15 protein-coding genes are annotated in these 14,487 nt (G+C 70.6%); 13 read left to right on the top strand and 2 right to left on the bottom strand.

Features of this window, described 5'->3' with window-relative positions; translation table 11 throughout:
- The first annotated feature begins 9 nt into the window (after positions 1 to 9).
- On the top strand, positions 10 to 531 hold the full coding sequence (locus TU34_RS13005) for a gamma carbonic anhydrase family protein (protein ID WP_045823215.1): 522 nt from the start codon (positions 10 to 12) through the stop codon (positions 529 to 531).
- Positions 531 to 1,223, top strand: coding sequence for a uracil-DNA glycosylase (locus tag TU34_RS13000; protein ID WP_045823214.1), 693 nt, complete (start codon positions 531 to 533; stop codon positions 1,221 to 1,223). Before TU34_RS13005 ends, TU34_RS13000 begins: the two co-directional genes overlap by 1 nt.
- An 18-nt stretch (positions 1,224 to 1,241) precedes the next feature.
- Here TU34_RS13000 and TU34_RS12995 read toward each other — a convergent pair whose 3' ends face one another.
- Together TU34_RS12995 and rpmB are read right to left on the bottom strand one after the other, a co-directional pair.
- The gene (locus TU34_RS12995) at positions 1,242 to 2,051 is read right to left on the bottom strand and encodes an enoyl-CoA hydratase/isomerase family protein (protein WP_045823213.1); all 810 of its coding nucleotides are present in this window, start codon (positions 2,049 to 2,051) and stop codon (positions 1,242 to 1,244) included.
- A 13-nt stretch (positions 2,052 to 2,064) separates the two neighbouring features.
- Complete coding sequence (rpmB, locus tag TU34_RS12990; protein ID WP_045823212.1) at positions 2,065 to 2,256, bottom strand: 50S ribosomal protein L28; 192 nt, start codon at positions 2,254 to 2,256, stop codon at positions 2,065 to 2,067.
- Between the two features lie 205 nt (positions 2,257 to 2,461).
- Here rpmB and TU34_RS12985 point away from each other — a divergent pair, with 205 nt between their 5' ends.
- From TU34_RS12985 to TU34_RS12935, 11 genes are read left to right on the top strand one after another with little or no spacing between them, the layout of a single operon-like run.
- Positions 2,462 to 4,105: a DAK2 domain-containing protein gene (locus TU34_RS12985; RefSeq protein ID WP_045823362.1), complete on the top strand. Its 1,644-nt coding sequence runs from the start codon at positions 2,462 to 2,464 to the stop codon at positions 4,103 to 4,105.
- Positions 4,102 to 6,363, top strand: coding sequence for an ATP-dependent DNA helicase RecG (gene recG, locus TU34_RS12980; RefSeq protein ID WP_052688903.1), 2,262 nt, complete (start codon positions 4,102 to 4,104; stop codon positions 6,361 to 6,363). The genes TU34_RS12985 and recG overlap by 4 nt, the downstream gene beginning before the upstream one ends.
- A 45-nt stretch (positions 6,364 to 6,408) precedes the next feature.
- Positions 6,409 to 7,107 (top strand): HNH endonuclease family protein, encoded by a 699-nt coding sequence (locus TU34_RS12975; protein ID WP_238981279.1) that lies wholly within the window; start codon positions 6,409 to 6,411, stop codon positions 7,105 to 7,107.
- A 33-nt stretch (positions 7,108 to 7,140) separates the two neighbouring features.
- A complete protein-coding gene (locus TU34_RS12970) occupies positions 7,141 to 8,454 on the top strand; it encodes a glutamate-5-semialdehyde dehydrogenase (RefSeq protein ID WP_045823210.1) in 1,314 nt (437 codons plus the stop codon).
- Positions 8,451 to 9,380, top strand: a complete 930-nt coding sequence (locus TU34_RS12965) for an AAA family ATPase (protein WP_045823209.1) — start codon at positions 8,451 to 8,453, stop codon at positions 9,378 to 9,380. Before TU34_RS12970 ends, TU34_RS12965 begins: the two co-directional genes overlap by 4 nt.
- Positions 9,377 to 10,825: a vWA domain-containing protein gene (locus TU34_RS12960; protein ID WP_045823208.1), complete on the top strand. Its 1,449-nt coding sequence runs from the start codon at positions 9,377 to 9,379 to the stop codon at positions 10,823 to 10,825. Before TU34_RS12965 ends, TU34_RS12960 begins: the two co-directional genes overlap by 4 nt.
- A gap of 44 nt (positions 10,826 to 10,869) precedes the next feature.
- Positions 10,870 to 11,730: a nicotinate-nucleotide adenylyltransferase gene (gene nadD, locus TU34_RS12955; RefSeq protein WP_045823207.1), complete on the top strand. Its 861-nt coding sequence runs from the start codon at positions 10,870 to 10,872 to the stop codon at positions 11,728 to 11,730.
- A complete protein-coding gene (gene rsfS, locus TU34_RS12950; RefSeq protein WP_045823206.1) occupies positions 11,727 to 12,089 on the top strand; it encodes a ribosome silencing factor in 363 nt (120 codons plus the stop codon). The genes nadD and rsfS overlap by 4 nt, the downstream gene beginning before the upstream one ends.
- A gap of 35 nt (positions 12,090 to 12,124) precedes the next feature.
- Positions 12,125 to 12,787: a histidine phosphatase family protein gene (locus TU34_RS12945; protein WP_045823360.1), complete on the top strand. Its 663-nt coding sequence runs from the start codon at positions 12,125 to 12,127 to the stop codon at positions 12,785 to 12,787.
- 10 nt (positions 12,788 to 12,797) lie between these two features.
- A complete protein-coding gene (gene octT / locus TU34_RS12940) occupies positions 12,798 to 13,595 on the top strand; it encodes a diglucosylglycerate octanoyltransferase (RefSeq protein ID WP_045823205.1) in 798 nt (265 codons plus the stop codon).
- A gap of 24 nt (positions 13,596 to 13,619) precedes the next feature.
- On the top strand, positions 13,620 to 14,480 hold the full coding sequence (locus TU34_RS12935; protein WP_045823204.1) for a DegV family protein: 861 nt from the start codon (positions 13,620 to 13,622) through the stop codon (positions 14,478 to 14,480).
- Positions 14,481 to 14,487: the final 7 nt, after the last annotated feature.

Here is a 14,487-nt window from a genome sequence, read left to right as displayed (position 1 = left end):
ATTGGCCCGGTGGCCATCTACGCACTCGACGACCGAGTACCCGAACTCGCCGACGACGCCTACGTCCATCCCGACGCGACCGTGATCGGTGCGGTGACGCTCGGACCCGGGGTGTCGGTGTGGCCGGGAGCGGTGTTGCGCGGCGACTACGGCACCATCACCATCGGCGCGATGACGAACATCCAGGACGGCACCGTCATCCACTGCACACCCATCCATCCGACGGTGATCGGCGAGCGCTGCGTCGTGGGGCACAACGCGCACGTCGAAGGCGCGACGGTGGGCGACAACTGCCTGATCGCCTCGGGATCGGTGGTCCTCAACGGCGCCACGGTCGGCGACGGTGCGATCGTCGGCGCCGGTGCGGTGGTGCCGTTCGACTTCGCGGTGCCGTCGCGGGCGATGGCGCTCGGTGTCCCGGCGAAGATCCGCGCCGGATTCGAGGTCGCCGAGAATCACGTCGATCTCAACGTGGAGATGTATCACCACAACGCGCAACACTTCCGCGAGCATCTTCGGCGGATCGACTGATGGCGCCGGAGTCGTCGTCGGGTCGGCCCCTGGCTGAGCTCGTCGACCCCGGATGGGCGCAGGCACTCGCGCCGGTGGCCGACACCATCACCGACATGGGGCGGTTCCTGCGCGACGAGCTCGCCGCTGGACGCCGCTATCTCCCGCCGGGCGATCAGGTGTTGCGCGCGTTCACCGCCCCGATGGACGACATCCGCGTGTTGATCGTGGGTCAGGACCCGTACCCGACCCCGGGACATGCTGTGGGACTGAGCTTCTCGGTGTCGCCCGAGACGAAACCCGTTCCGCGCTCGTTGAACAACATCTTCACCGAGTACTGCGACGACCTCGGGTTCCCGCGTCCCACCTCCGGCGATCTGTCGCCCTGGAGTCGCTCCGGGGTGTTGCTGCTCAACCGCGTGCTCACCGTGGCGCCCGGCTCACCGGCCTCGCATCGTGGGAAGGGGTGGGAGACGGTCACCGAACGCGCGATCACCGCACTGGTCGAGCGGGATGCACCGCTCGTCGCGATCCTGTGGGGCAAAGACGCGGCATCGCTGCAGCAGTGGATGCCCGGAGTGCCCGCGATCACATCGGCGCACCCGTCGCCGATGTCGGCGAGCCGAGGGTTCTTCGGGTCGAAACCGTTCTCCCGGGCGAACGCCGCGCTGGCCGAACTGGGGGCCGACCCGGTGGACTGGCGACTGCCCTGAGACGGTGTGCGGTGTCGCTCAGCGTGCGGTGAAATCGGGGCGGCGCTTCTGCACGAACGCGTCCACCCCTTCGATGCCCTCACGACCGCCGGCGAGGGCGGAGATCGACGCGGCCTCGGCCGCGAGCTGATCGACGAGCTGCGCGGTGGCGCCGTCGGCGAGCAGTCGTCGCGCGGCGCGCAGAGCCGATCGGGGACCGGCGGCGAGGCGGGTGGCGACCTCGACAGCGGTCGGCACGACGTCGTCGTCGGAGCCGACGACCTGCGACAGGAGGCCCATCTCGAGCGCGTCGGGCGCGGTGATGACGGCGTCGGTGAGGATCAGGTGACGCGCACGGGCCGCGCCGACGATGCGGGGCAGCGCCCACGTCATGCCGCCGTCGGGCGACAGACCGATACCGGGGTAGGCCGCGCGCAGCGAGGTCCCGGGACCGCCGATGGCGATGTCGGAGTGGCAGACGATGCTCATGCCCGCACCGGCTGCCCAGCCGCGCACGGCGGCGACGACCGGGGTGTCGGCGTCGGCGAGTGCGAGGAGGAGACCGTGGAATCGATCGGCGAGCGCCGCGATGAACGTGGACCGGTCGGGTGCCGCGGCGAACGACCGCACGTCACCGCCGGCACAGAAGTTGGCGCCCGGTCCGTACAGGAGGACGGCGCCGACGTCGAGCGACCCGGCGGCCACCTGCCGCAGTGCGGTGGTGCCCTGGTCGAGTCCGTCGGGGTCGAGGGCGTTGCCGCCGCGTTCCGTCGAGATCCGGACATGCAGAACCCCGTCGACGACGCGCACGAGGTCGCGGTCGACGGGGTCGCTGTCCGGGGAGGTCATGGGATGACCTCGGTCAGCCGCGCACGACCTTGCCGGCCTTCAGGCACGAGGTGCACACGTTCAGACGCTTCCGGTTACCCGGGGCGACCTGTGCGCGCACGGTCTGGATGTTGGGATTCCAGCGTCGGTTGGTACGGCGGTGCGAGTGGGAGACCGACTTGCCGAAGCCGGGGCCCTTGGCGCAGACGTCACAGACGGCAGCCATCGTCGAACTCCTCAAGTGTGGGAACAAAGGGTGGTGTCGGTGCGCGGCGACATGCGTCGAAACGGCCTCACGACAACCCTGCAAGGATAGCCGCATGAACGCGATCGGGCCAAATGACGCCGAGGCACGCGCACCGCGCGGTGCGGCGCCGACCGACGCCCCCGCCGACTCGGCGGCCGGCGCGTCCGGTGGCCGGTCGACCCCGATGGACCCGCGGCTGCTGCGCGACTGGACCGACGAATGCGTGCGGGGCCTCACCGCGGTGCGCGGTGAGATCAACGACCTCAACGTGTTCCCGATCCCCGATTCCGACACCGGCAGCAACATGCTGCACACCATGACCGCGGCCGCGGCGGCCTGCGCGGACGCCCCGGCCGACGCCGACGCGCCGGAGGTCCTGCGTCGGGCCGCCGACGGCGCCGTCGGGCAGGCCCGCGGCAACTCCGGGATCATCCTGTCGCAGGTGCTGCTGGGTCTCGCCGACGCGGCCGGCATCGACGCCGTCGACGGTCACGTGTCCTTCAACCGGCTGTGGACCTCGGGGCTCGGTCTCGCCGCGCTGGCCGCGACCCGCGCGGTGAGCGAACCCCGCGAGGGCACCGTCCTGACGCTGCTGCGGACGGCCGCGGCGGCCGCGGTCGCGGTGGCCGACTCGACACCCGCCGATCTGGCCCGCGCCGTCGCCGACACCTGCGCCGACGACCTGGAACGGACCACCGAACAACTGCCCGAGCTGGCCCGCGCCGGTGTCGTCGACGCGGGCGGCCGCGGTCTGCTGGTGCTCTTCGACGCGATGGTGAAGGTGCTCACGGGGGTCTCGGCGCAGCGCCGGCGGTACCAGGGGGTGCTCGCCGGCGGCGGCGATCCGATCGGCCACGCGCCGGCGGGCGACGGGTGCGACGCCGTCGGGTCCGACATGGACTACGAGGTCATGTACATCCTCGCCCGCGCCACCGCCGACCGAATCCCCGTGCTGCGGTCGACGTTGGAGACGCTCGGCGACGCGGTCGTCATCGTCGGCGACAGCTCACAGTCGACCGGCGAACGGTTCTCGGTGCACGTCCACACCGACGACCCCGGCGCCGCCGTGGAGGCCGGTCTCGACGCCGGTGACGTCGCCGACATCCGGATCAGCTGCTTCGTGCTCGACGCCCACCGGGCGGCCACCGGTCCCGACGACCGACTGCCGAGCCGCCATCGCGGGGTCGTCGCGGTGGTCACCGGCGACGGTGCCGCGGAACTGTTCGCCGACGCGGGAGCGCGCGTGGTGCGCGCCGACGACGGCCTCGACGCCGCGACGCTCGCCCGCGCGATCGTCGATCTCGACGCCGCCCATGTGGTCGTGATGGCCAACGGCGCGATCCCGGCACAGGACCTCGTGACCGTCGCCGCCGACGCGCGATCGGCGCATCGGGCGGTGGTGTTCCTGCCGACGCTGTCGATGGTGCAGTGTCTCTCGGCGCTGGCCGTGCACGACCTGTCGGCCGACGCCGACGCCGACGCCTACGCGATGGCCGAGGCGGCGGCCTCGACCCGACGCGGCTCGGTGACCACGGCCACCGAATCGGCGCTGACGCTCGCGGGAACGTGTGAACCCGGAGATCTGTTGGGACTCATCGGGGTCGACGTGCTCGTGATCGGGCCCGACCAGCTCGCCGCCGCCACCGCCCTGGTCGACCTCATGCTCGGTACCGGTGGTGAACTCGTCACCGTGCTGGCCGGCGCCGACATCGGCACCGATGTGCTCGACGGCCTCGAACGCCATGTCGCCACCGCACATCCGGGTGTCGAGTTCGTCTCCTACGCCTCGGGACAGGCCGGTGAGGTGCTGCAGGTGGGGGTCGAATGAGCGCGCGTACCGACGATCCGCTGGGCGGCCTGCTCGGGGATGCGAAGGCCACGACCTTCGCCGAGGAGATCGGCGTGCACACCGTCGGTGAGCTGATCCGCTACATCCCGCACCGCTACGTCAAACAGGGTCAGCTCTCCGCGCAGTCGCGACCCGAGGCGGGCGAATGGGTCACCTTGGTGGCACGCGTGGAGAAGGCGGACATGCGGTCGATGAAGTCCCGCAAGGGAAAGATGCTGGTGGTCAAGGCGACCGACGGATCACAGTCGTTCAGCGTCACCTTCTTCAATCCCTACGCGATCGCCCGCGCGCTGACGCCCGGAGTGCGGATGATGGTGGCCGGCACGGTCGGTTACTTCAACAACACCATGCAGCTGACCCACCCGAACTGGATGGTGCTGCCCGACGAGGCCGGCGGTATCGACTCGGTCGGATCGGCGATGATGCTGTCGATGGCGGGCGACGCCGCGACGTCCTCGCCGACCGACGCCACCGACCCCGCCGACCTCGGTGAGTTCGACCGCCCGTTCATCCCGGTCTATCCGGCCACGAAAGCCCTGCAGACGTGGGATATCTGGCGGGCGGTCCGCACCGCGCTCGACGCCGTCGACACCGTCGAGGACCCGCTGTCGGACGCCGAACGCGACGCGCGCGGCCTCATCGCCGCCGACGCGGCGTTACGGGCCATCCACCTACCCGAGACCTCCGACGAGATCGACGCCGCGCGAACACGTCTGACGTTCGACGAGGCGCTGGCCCTACAGGTGGCGTTGGCGCGGCGGCGTTTCGCCGACTCCGGACGTACCGGTCCCACCTGCGACCACGTCGAACACGGGCTCGAGGACGCGCTGCGGGCGCGGCTGCCGTTCACCCTCACCGACGGCCAGCAGACCGTCATCGGTGAGATCTGCGATCAACTCGGGTCGGGGGAGCCGATGAGTCGGCTGCTGCAGGGCGAGGTGGGGTCGGGCAAGACCCTGGTCGCGCTGCTCTGCATGCTCCGCATGATCGACAACGGCTACCAGTGCGCGCTGCTGGCGCCGACCGAAGTCCTTGCCGCCCAACATCATCGGACGCTGACGACGATGCTGGGCGGTCTCGCGCGGGCCGGCGAACTCGACGCCGAGGATCCCGCGACGCGTGTGACCCTGCTGACCGGCTCGATGAAGACCGCCGGCAAACGCGCGGCGTTGCTCGAGGCGGTCACGGGCACCGCCGGCATCGTCATCGGCACCCACGCACTGCTCGAGGACCGGGTGGACTTCTTCAACCTCGGCCTCGTCGTCGTCGACGAGCAGCATCGCTTCGGCGTGGAGCAGCGCGACACCCTGCGCTCGCGCCGCCGCGACGACCTCGTCCCGCACATGCTGGTGATGACCGCGACCCCGATCCCCCGGACGGTCGCCATGACGGTCTACGGCGATCTCGACACCTCGACACTGCGCGAACTGCCGGCGGGGCGCCGTGCGATCACCACCAACGTGGTGCCGCAGTACCTGCCGAAGTTCGAGAGCCGACTCTGGGAGGTCGTCGACGAGGAGGTCACCGCGGGCCGACAGGTCTACGTCGTCTGTTCGCGGATCGGCGACGACGGCACCGCGGCGGGCGCGAAGTCGGAGGAACGCGAACAGCGGGGACAGGGGATGCCCACCCGCTCGGCGGTGGAGATGTTCGCCGAGATCACCTCCGGACCCCTGGGCCGCCACCGCGTCGAACTCCTGCACGGTCGACTCCCCGCCGACGAGAAGACCGCGGTGATGGACGCGTTCACCCGTGGCGAGATCGACATCCTCGTCTCGACCACGGTCGTCGAGGTCGGTGTCGACGTGGCGAACGCGACCACGATGGTGATCGTCGACGCCGAGCGGTTCGGGGTGAGCCAGCTCCACCAGCTCCGCGGTCGCGTGGGCCGCGGCGGGCTGCCAGGTCGATGCTTCCTGCGGACCGCCACGAAAGCGGGTTCGCCGGCGATGGAACGGTTGAGGGCCGTCGAGGCGTCCAATGACGGATTCGAACTCGCTCGGATCGATCTGATCGCACGCAGGGAAGGAGACGTCCTCGGTGCCCTGCAGTCCGGAGAGTCGTCCTCGCTGCGGTTCCTCTCGCTCATCGACGACGTCGACGTCATCGCCGATGCGCGGGTGTTGGCCGCGGAGATCGTGCCCGGCGACATCACGTTGGCCCGCCACCGTCCGCTGGCCCTGCTCGTCGAGTCGGTCCTCGGACCGTCACGCGCGGCGTTCCTCGCCAAACCCTGACGGCGCTTCCCGGCACATCCGGTCCCGGCGTGCGCAGGCGATGCGGTGATCGGCCCGATGGCGCTGTCGGTGCGGGCATGGACGACCCTGATCGCGTGGGTGGCCATCACGGTGACCGTCGCCGTCATCGCGGTGTGGCCCACGCGGCCACCGATGCCGCACCGCGACGTCGCCGCGGTGCGGACCGCCCTGGCCGCGGTTCCGGTGGTCGCACACCGGGCCCGCCCGGAGCACTACGACCGCGCCGCGTTCGGGACGGCCTGGGCCGACGGATCCGATGCCCAGGACGCCGGCAACGGCTGCGACACCCGCAACGACATCCTCGACCGCGATCTCCGCGACAAGACCTACGTCGAGGTCGCGTCGTGTCCCCGGGCGGTCGGCAGCGGTGAACTGCGCAGCCCGTACACCGGCGAGTGGATCGACTTCCGGCGCGGACGCGGCAGCGGTGCCGACGTCCAGATCGACCACATCGTCCCGCTGTCCTACGCCTGGGACATGGGCGCCGCAGGCTGGGACGCGTCGACCCGCCTGCGGTTCGCCAACGACCCCGCCAACCTCGTCGCGGTCGACGGGGACTCGAACCAGGACAAGAGCGACTCGCCGCCGTCCGCGTGGATGCCGCGGCGGACGTCGTTCGCCTGCCAGTACGCGGTGCAGTTCGTCACCGTCCTCGCGACTTACCGGCTGTCGGTCGACGCGGGGTCGGTCCCGGTGCTGCGTCGGTCACTCGACCGCTGCTGACCGGGGGTGATGGCCCCGCGTTAGGCTGGTCCGATGAGCGCACCCACCGCCGACGCCGCGGTCGCCCGCCCGACGAGTCCGTCCGCGACGACCCCGTCGGCGGCCGGGGATCCGATCATTGCCGCGGTCCACGCCGCGGCCGGGGCGGCGAAGGCGGCCGCGCGGGTGCTCGCCCGCCAGACCACCACCACGAAGAACGGCGTGCTGCTCGCCGCGGCCGACGAACTGCTCGCGCGGACCGCGGAGATCCTCGCCGCGAACGCCGAGGACATCGACCGCGCCCGCGCGAGCGGTACCGCCGACAGCCTGCTCGACCGACTCCGACTGACCGAGGCGCGGGTGGGGGCCATCGCCGACGGTCTGCGTCAGGTCGCGACACTGCCCGACCCCGTCGGCGACGTCGTGACGGGCAAGACGCTCCCGAACGGGCTGATGCTGCGACAGGTCCGGGTGCCGCTCGGGGTCATCGGCATGGTCTACGAGGCGCGCCCGAACGTGACCGTCGACGCCTTCGGCATCGCCCTGAAATCGGGGAACGCCGTGGTGCTGCGCGGATCGTCGTCGGCCGCGCGGTCCAACGCCGCCCTGGTGGGCATCCTGCGCGAGGTGCTCACCCGCGCAGGCCTTCCCGCCGACGTCGTGTCGCTCCTGTCGTCCGACGACCGCGCCAGCGTGACCGCCCTCATCCGGGCCCGCGGGCTCGTCGACGTCGTGATCCCCCGTGGCGGAGCAGGTCTCATCGAGGCCGTCGTCCGCGACGCGACCGTCCCCACCATCGAGACCGGGACCGGCAACTGCCACGTCTACGTCGCGGCGTCGGCCGATCTCGACGTCGCCGAGAGCATCGTCGTGAACTCCAAGACCCGGCGGCCCAGCGTCTGCAACACGGCCGAGACCGTGCTGATCGACGCCGCCGTCGCCGATGTCGCACTGCCGCGGCTCGTCTCGGCGCTGCAGGCGCACGGTGTGGTGATCCACGGCGACGAACCGGGCATGGAACCGGCCGGCGACGCCGACTGGTCCGACGAGTACCTTTCCCTCGACATCGCCGTCAAGGTCGTCGCCGGGATCGACGAGGCGATCGCGCACATCGATCGCTACGGCACCGGCCACACCGAGGCCGTGGTCACCACCGATCTCGCCGTGGCCTCCGAGTTCACCGAGCGGGTCGACGCCGCGGCGGTGATGGTGAACGCGTCGACGGCGTTCACCGACGGCGAGCAGTTCGGATTCGGCGCCGAGATCGGCATCTCCACACAGAAACTGCACGCACGGGGCCCGATGGGTCTGCCCGAACTCACCTCCACCAAGTGGATCGTGTGGGGCCAGGGACAGACGCGCCCGTGACCGACACATCAGCCCCCACGACCCCGCCCGGGCTCGGCGGTCCGGCCGTCTCGCCGGTCTTCACCGACACCGACGACGTCCGCACCCGACTCGCCGCGACGGGATATCTCGCCGGCACCGCCACGGCGACCGCGGTGTTCCTCGCCGACCGTCTCGGCAAGCCGTTGCTCGTGGAGGGCCCGGCCGGCGTCGGCAAGACCGAACTGGCGCGGGCGATCTCGCAGACGTCGGCGGCCGAGCTCGTCCGGCTGCAGTGCTACGAGGGCATCGACGAGGCGCGCGCGCTCTACGAGTGGAACCACGCCAAGCAGATCCTGCACATCCAGTCGACGGGGCAACGAGGCTGGGACGAGACCAAAGCCGACATCTTCTCCGCGGAGTTCCTGCTGCCGCGACCGTTGTTGCGTGCCATCTCCCGCACCGACCCCACTGTGCTGTTGATCGACGAGGTCGACAAGGCCGACGTCGACGTCGAGGGCCTGCTCCTCGAGGTGCTCAGCGACTTCGCGGTGACGATCCCCGAGATGGGAACCGTTGCCGCGGTGCGCCGTCCGATCGTGCTGCTGACCTCGAACGCGACCCGCGAACTCTCCGAGGCGCTCAAGCGTCGGTGTCTGTACCTCTACATCGACTTCCCGGACCCCGCGCGTGAGCGGGAGATCCTCGCCTCGCGGGTGCCGGCCCTGTCGGACTCGATCGCGCGGGAGATGATCCGCGTGATCGGTGTCCTGCGGTCACTCGATCTCCGCAAGAAGCCGTCGGTGGCAGAGACCATCGACTGGGGCAACACGTTGTTGGCGTTGGGGATCGGGGAGAAGCCGCGCGGGCGGCTCGACGACGAGATCCTCAGTCGCACCCTGGGGGTCGTCCTCAAGCACCGCCCCGACCTCAAGGCCGCGGCGGCGGAGTTGAAGCTCGACCGATGACGTCCCCCCTCGTCGGTCGCCGCCGCGGTGGACCGCGTCGCGGTGACGCGGGGGCCCACCTCGTCGACCACCTGACCGGGTTCGTCGACGACCTGCGCGACCGGGGGATCGTGGTGGGTCCGGCGTCGCTGATCGACGCCGCGTGTGCCACCGAGGTGCTCGACCTGCTCGACCGCACCGGGTTCCGCGAGGGACTGGCGTGCACGCTCGTCACCGATCACACCCAACGGCCGGTCTTCGACGCGGTGTTCGACCTCTGGTTCCCCCTCGGGACCGGTACCCGCACCACCGATCTCGAACTCCCCACCGACGACACCGGCGCGGTCGACATCGACGCGGTGCGCGAGATGGTCGCCGAGATGCTCGCCGACGGCGACGCGCAGAACGATGGTCGTCTGGCGCAGTTGATCTCGCTGATCGTCGATCAGATCGGCGGCTACCGATCCACGCGGGGCGACGCGTTCTCGACCTATCAGGCGATGTCGTCGATCCGGCCGCAGACCCTCATCGCGCGTATCGCGGCGGCCATGGCGGCGGCGTCCGGTGACGACGACGACGGCGGTGTCGGACCACGCTATCGGCGTTCGGCGGCCGACCGGGTGGGGCGCTTCGGCGACCTGGTGTCCGAGGAGACCCGACGCCGCATGACCGAGCGGTCGGGCCGGGAGCGGGTGGGGGAGTACGCCGTACCGACCCTGCCGGAGAACATCGCGTTCCTCTCGGCCGGTCGCGCGGAGATGATCGAACTGCGCCGCACCGTCGACCCGCTCGCCCGGCTGCTCGCCGCGAAGCTCGAGGTGCGGCGCCGCCGGGCACGGCGTGGAGTCGTCGACATCCGCAAGACCCTGCGGGCCTCGATGTCGACGGGCGGTGTCCCCATCGACCTCACCTACCGCCGCCCCCGTCCGGGCCGACCCGAGCTGGTCATCCTGTGCGACGTGTCGGGCTCGGTGTCGGGGTTCTCGCAGTTCACGCTGCAGCTCGTCCACGCGTTGCGTCAGCATTTCTCCGCGGTGCGCGTGTTCGCGTTCGTCGACACCGTCGACGAGGTGACCGACTACTTCAGCAGGCGTCCCGACGACATCGACATCTCCACCGCCGTCACCGAGATGCTGCACAACGCCCGGCTGATCACCCGCGACGGTCACTCCGACTACGGCCACGCCCTGGCCGGGTTCGTCGACGACCACATCGAGTCGCTCACCCACCGCGGCGCGTTGCTCGTCCTCGGTGACGGCCGCAACAACTATCACGACCCACGGTTCGAGGCGTTGCGCACGCTGGTCGACCGTGCCCGCCACGCCTACTGGCTCAACCCCGAGTCCGAGTCGCTGTGGGACACCGGTGATTCGGTCGCCCAGGATTACTCGACCATCATCGAGATGCACGAATGCCGCAACGCGCGCCAGTTGGCGCAGGTCATCGCCGACCTGCTGCCGGTCTGAGCGTGTCGGTTCCCCCGGTTGGCGGGCACGTAGACTCCGCAGACATGCCCGAGATCCGTCCGACCGCACCGGTCGAGTCGACCGCACCGGTCGGCGCACTCCGACGACGACGGGTCGGCGTGATGGGCGGCACCTTCGACCCCATCCACAACGGGCACCTCGTCGCCGCGAACGAGGTCGCCGACCGGTTCGATCTCGACGAGGTCATCTTCGTCCCCACCGGACGTCCGTGGCAGAAGTTGTCCGACGAGCAGGCGGTGCGCCAGGGCGAGAGCACGGTGGTCCCCGTGGTCAGCCCGGCCGAGGATCGCTATCTGATGACCGTCATCGCGACCGCGGCCAATCCGCGGTTCTCGGTGAGCCGGGTCGACATCGAACGCCAGGGCGACACCTACACCGTCGACACTCTGCGCGACCTCAGTCGACTGCACCCCGATTCCGACCTCTACTTCATCACCGGCGCCGACGCGCTCAGCTCGATCCTGACCTGGCACGACTGGGAGGAACTCTTCGCGCTGGCGCGATTCGTCGGCGTCAGCCGCCCGGGGTACGAACTCGGTGCCGCGCATCTGGGCACGCACCTCGAGACGTTGTCGCCGGACGCTCTGCACCTCATCGAGGTGCCGGCGTTGGCGATCTCGTCCACCGACTGTCGCGACCGCGCGGCGCAGGGGCGGCCCGTCTGGTACCTCGTACCCGACGGTGTCGTGCAGTACATCACCAAGCGGCGTCTCTACCGCGTGCCGCGCCCCGAGTCGCGCGGGGTGTCGGGCCCGTCGGCCGATCCCGACGGTGCCGTCCACCCCTCGGCCGTGCACCCCGCGACGGCCGACCCCACCGATGCACCCCGGGTCGGGGACACGTTCCCCGCCACCGAACAAACGTCTTCGAGAGGACACCTGTGACAGCCACACCCGAGGCGCTCGCGATGGCGAAGGTCGCCGCCGACGCCGCCTCCGACAAGCTCGCCGAGAACGTCACGATCATCGACGTCTCCGAGCAGCTCGTCATCACCGACCTGTTCGTGATCGCCTCGGCGGGCAACGAACGTCAGGTGGGCGCCATCGTCGACGCGGTCGAGGAGAAGCTCCGCGAGGTCGGACACAAGCCGCTGCGTCGCGAGGGTGCCCGCGAGGGCCGTTGGACGCTGCTCGACTACTCCGAGATCGTCGTCCACATCCAGCACAGCGAGGAGCGCGAGTTCTACGCCCTCGACAGCCTGTGGAAGGACTGCCCGGTGGTCGACCCCGAGACCCTCGCGTGAGCGGACCCGACACCGGGGACAGTTCTGTCGAGCGGATGACCCCCGTGGTCCGTCGCCTGATCCTGTTGCGCCACGGGCAGACCGACTACAACGCCGCGAGCCGGATGCAGGGTCAGCTCGACACCGACCTGTCCGAGGTGGGCGTCGCCCAGGCGCGTGCGGCGGCCCGGGTGCTCGCCAAGCGATCCCCGCGTCAGATCATCTCCTCGGACCTGAGGCGCGCCCACGACACCGCGAAAGCCCTGGCCGACGTCGTCGGCCTCCCGATCACCACCGACCAGCGGCTGCGGGAGACGCACCTGGGCGACTGGCAGGGCCTGACCCATCACGAGGTCGACGACGCGATGCCCGGCGCCCGACGCGACTGGCGTGACGACTCGACGTGGCGTCCGCCGCAGGGCGAGAGCCGGGTCGACGTCGCCGAGCGCTCCATCCCGGTGGTGACCGAACTCGTCGCGGACCTCCCCGACTGGGGCAGTGGTCCCGACGCGGACAACCCTGTGGTGCTCGTTGCACACGGTGGGGTCATCGCCGCCATGACGGCCGGCCTCCTGGGCCTCCCGCAGCGGTCGTGGCCGGTCTTCGGTGGCCTCGCCAACACCAGCTGGGTGCAGCTCAGCGGCCACGGTGACGCACCGACCTGGCGTCTGGACGTGTGGAACGCCTCGGCGGAGATCGCCGACGCCGCCGTGCAGTGACGGCCGTGCGATGACGGCACAGGCCAGAGGCGGCGACAGCATGCTGGTGCTGTCGGACTCCCTCGCCTACTACGGACCCGAGGGCGGATTGCCCGCCGATGATCCGCGCATCTGGCCGACCATCGCCGCCGAGGGTGTCGGGCTGCGGTCGGAACTCTTCGGTCGGATCGGGTGGACCACCCGTGACGTGTGGTGGGCGATCACCCAGGATCCGCGGATCTGGGCGGCGATCCCGACAGCTCGTGTGGTGGTGATCGCGATCGGCGGGATGGACACGTTGCCCTCGCCGCTGCCGACCGCGGTGCGCGAGCAGATCCGCTACCTGCGACCGTCGTGGCTGCGACAGGCGGTACGTGCCGCGTACGGCCGGCTGCAGCCGCTGTTGTCGCCGCTCGGCTGGCCCGTGGCGTTGCCGGCGCCGGTGACCGTGGAGTACCTCGAGAAGATCCGGTCGGCGTTGGCGATGGTGCGTCCCGACCTGCCGGTCATCCTGTGTCTGCCCTCGACGCACAGCAGCCCGTACTACGGGTTCGTGCACAGCGCCCGCGCCCGTCACACCAGCGCGATGCGACGGTGGGCGGCCGACCATGCGATGCCGACGGTCGACTTCTATCCGGTGACGGCGGCGCATTTCGCCGCCGAGGACCGCGCCGCCGGACCGGTGGCGATGATCGCCGCCGACCACAACCCCGACGGCATCCACTGGGGCTTCGCGTGCCACACCGCGATCGGTGCCCTCATGACCGACGCCGTGCGCGATGCGACGGGTGACGATCGAACCGTCTCGGCACCGCCGACACCTCGCTGATCCCCGCCCCCTACGCTGGGCGGCGTGACCGTGGTGGTGGTGACCGATTCCTCGGCGCGGTTGCCCGCGCCGATCCGTCAGCACTACGACATCCGTCAGGTCCCGCTGCACGTGATGAACGGCGACCTCGATCTGTCCGAGGACGTCGACGACATCGGTCCCGAGATCTACAACGATCCGACCACCACCACCTCCGGTGCCGTGCCCGCCGATCTGGCCGCCGCGTTCGACCAGGCGGTCGCCGACAGCGGTGACGACGGTGTCGTGGCGGTGCTGATGAGCAGACGACTGAGCGGTACGTGGGGTTCGGCGCGGGTGGCCGCGGAGAAGTTCCCGGGCCGGGTTCGTGTGGTCGACTCGCGGTCGGTGGGTCTCGCAGTGGGGTTCGCGGCCATCGCCGCGGCGCAGGCCGCCGTGGCGGGCGCGGACCTCGATCGCGTCTACGAGGCAGCCATCCGCGCCGGCTCCACCAGCGAGACCCTGCTCTGCGTCGCGCAACTCGACAACCTGCGCGCGAGCGGTCGGATCGGCGCGGCGACGAAGCTCTTCGGGTCGGCGCTGTCGATCAAGCCGGTGCTGCGTGTGGTCGACGGCACGCTCGTGGTCGCCGAACGGCAACGCACCCTGAGCAAGGCGGTCACCAAACTCGTCGACGCCGCCGTCGCCGCGACCCACCGTCGCCCCGCCACGATCGGCGTACTGCACTGTGAGGCACCCGAGGCCGCCGCCGACATCGTGGCCCGGATCAGTGAGCGGGTGCGCACCGTCTCGGTCATCACCTCCGACATGGGGCCGGTGCTCAGCAGCCACGTCGGCAGCGGCGCGGTGGGTGTTGTGATCAGCACCGAGCTCGATCCGGTCGAGGGGTACGAGACCCCGGCCTGACCGATCC

Source organism: Williamsia herbipolensis, assembly GCF_000964005.1.
Lineage (GTDB): Bacteria > Actinomycetota > Actinomycetes > Mycobacteriales > Mycobacteriaceae > Williamsia_A > Williamsia_A herbipolensis.
This window is presented reverse-complemented; position numbering and strand designations above follow the sequence as displayed.

Coding starts and splice junctions, on each gene's coding strand:
- TU34_RS13000 (WP_045823214.1), top strand. CDS start 531: ATGGCGCCGGAGTCGTCGTCGGGTCGGCCCCTGGCTGAGCTCGTCGAC.
- TU34_RS12995 (WP_045823213.1), bottom strand. CDS start 2,051: ATGACCTCCCCGGACAGCGACCCCGTCGACCGCGACCTCGTGCGCGTC.
- rpmB (WP_045823212.1), bottom strand. CDS start 2,256: ATGGCTGCCGTCTGTGACGTCTGCGCCAAGGGCCCCGGCTTCGGCAAG.
- TU34_RS12985 (WP_045823362.1), top strand. CDS start 2,462: ATGGACCCGCGGCTGCTGCGCGACTGGACCGACGAATGCGTGCGGGGC.
- recG (WP_052688903.1), top strand. CDS start 4,102: ATGAGCGCGCGTACCGACGATCCGCTGGGCGGCCTGCTCGGGGATGCG.
- TU34_RS12970 (WP_045823210.1), top strand. CDS start 7,141: ATGAGCGCACCCACCGCCGACGCCGCGGTCGCCCGCCCGACGAGTCCG.
- TU34_RS12960 (WP_045823208.1), top strand. CDS start 9,377: ATGACGTCCCCCCTCGTCGGTCGCCGCCGCGGTGGACCGCGTCGCGGT.
- nadD (WP_045823207.1), top strand. CDS start 10,870: ATGCCCGAGATCCGTCCGACCGCACCGGTCGAGTCGACCGCACCGGTC.
- TU34_RS12945 (WP_045823360.1), top strand. CDS start 12,125: ATGACCCCCGTGGTCCGTCGCCTGATCCTGTTGCGCCACGGGCAGACC.
- octT (WP_045823205.1), top strand. CDS start 12,798: ATGACGGCACAGGCCAGAGGCGGCGACAGCATGCTGGTGCTGTCGGAC.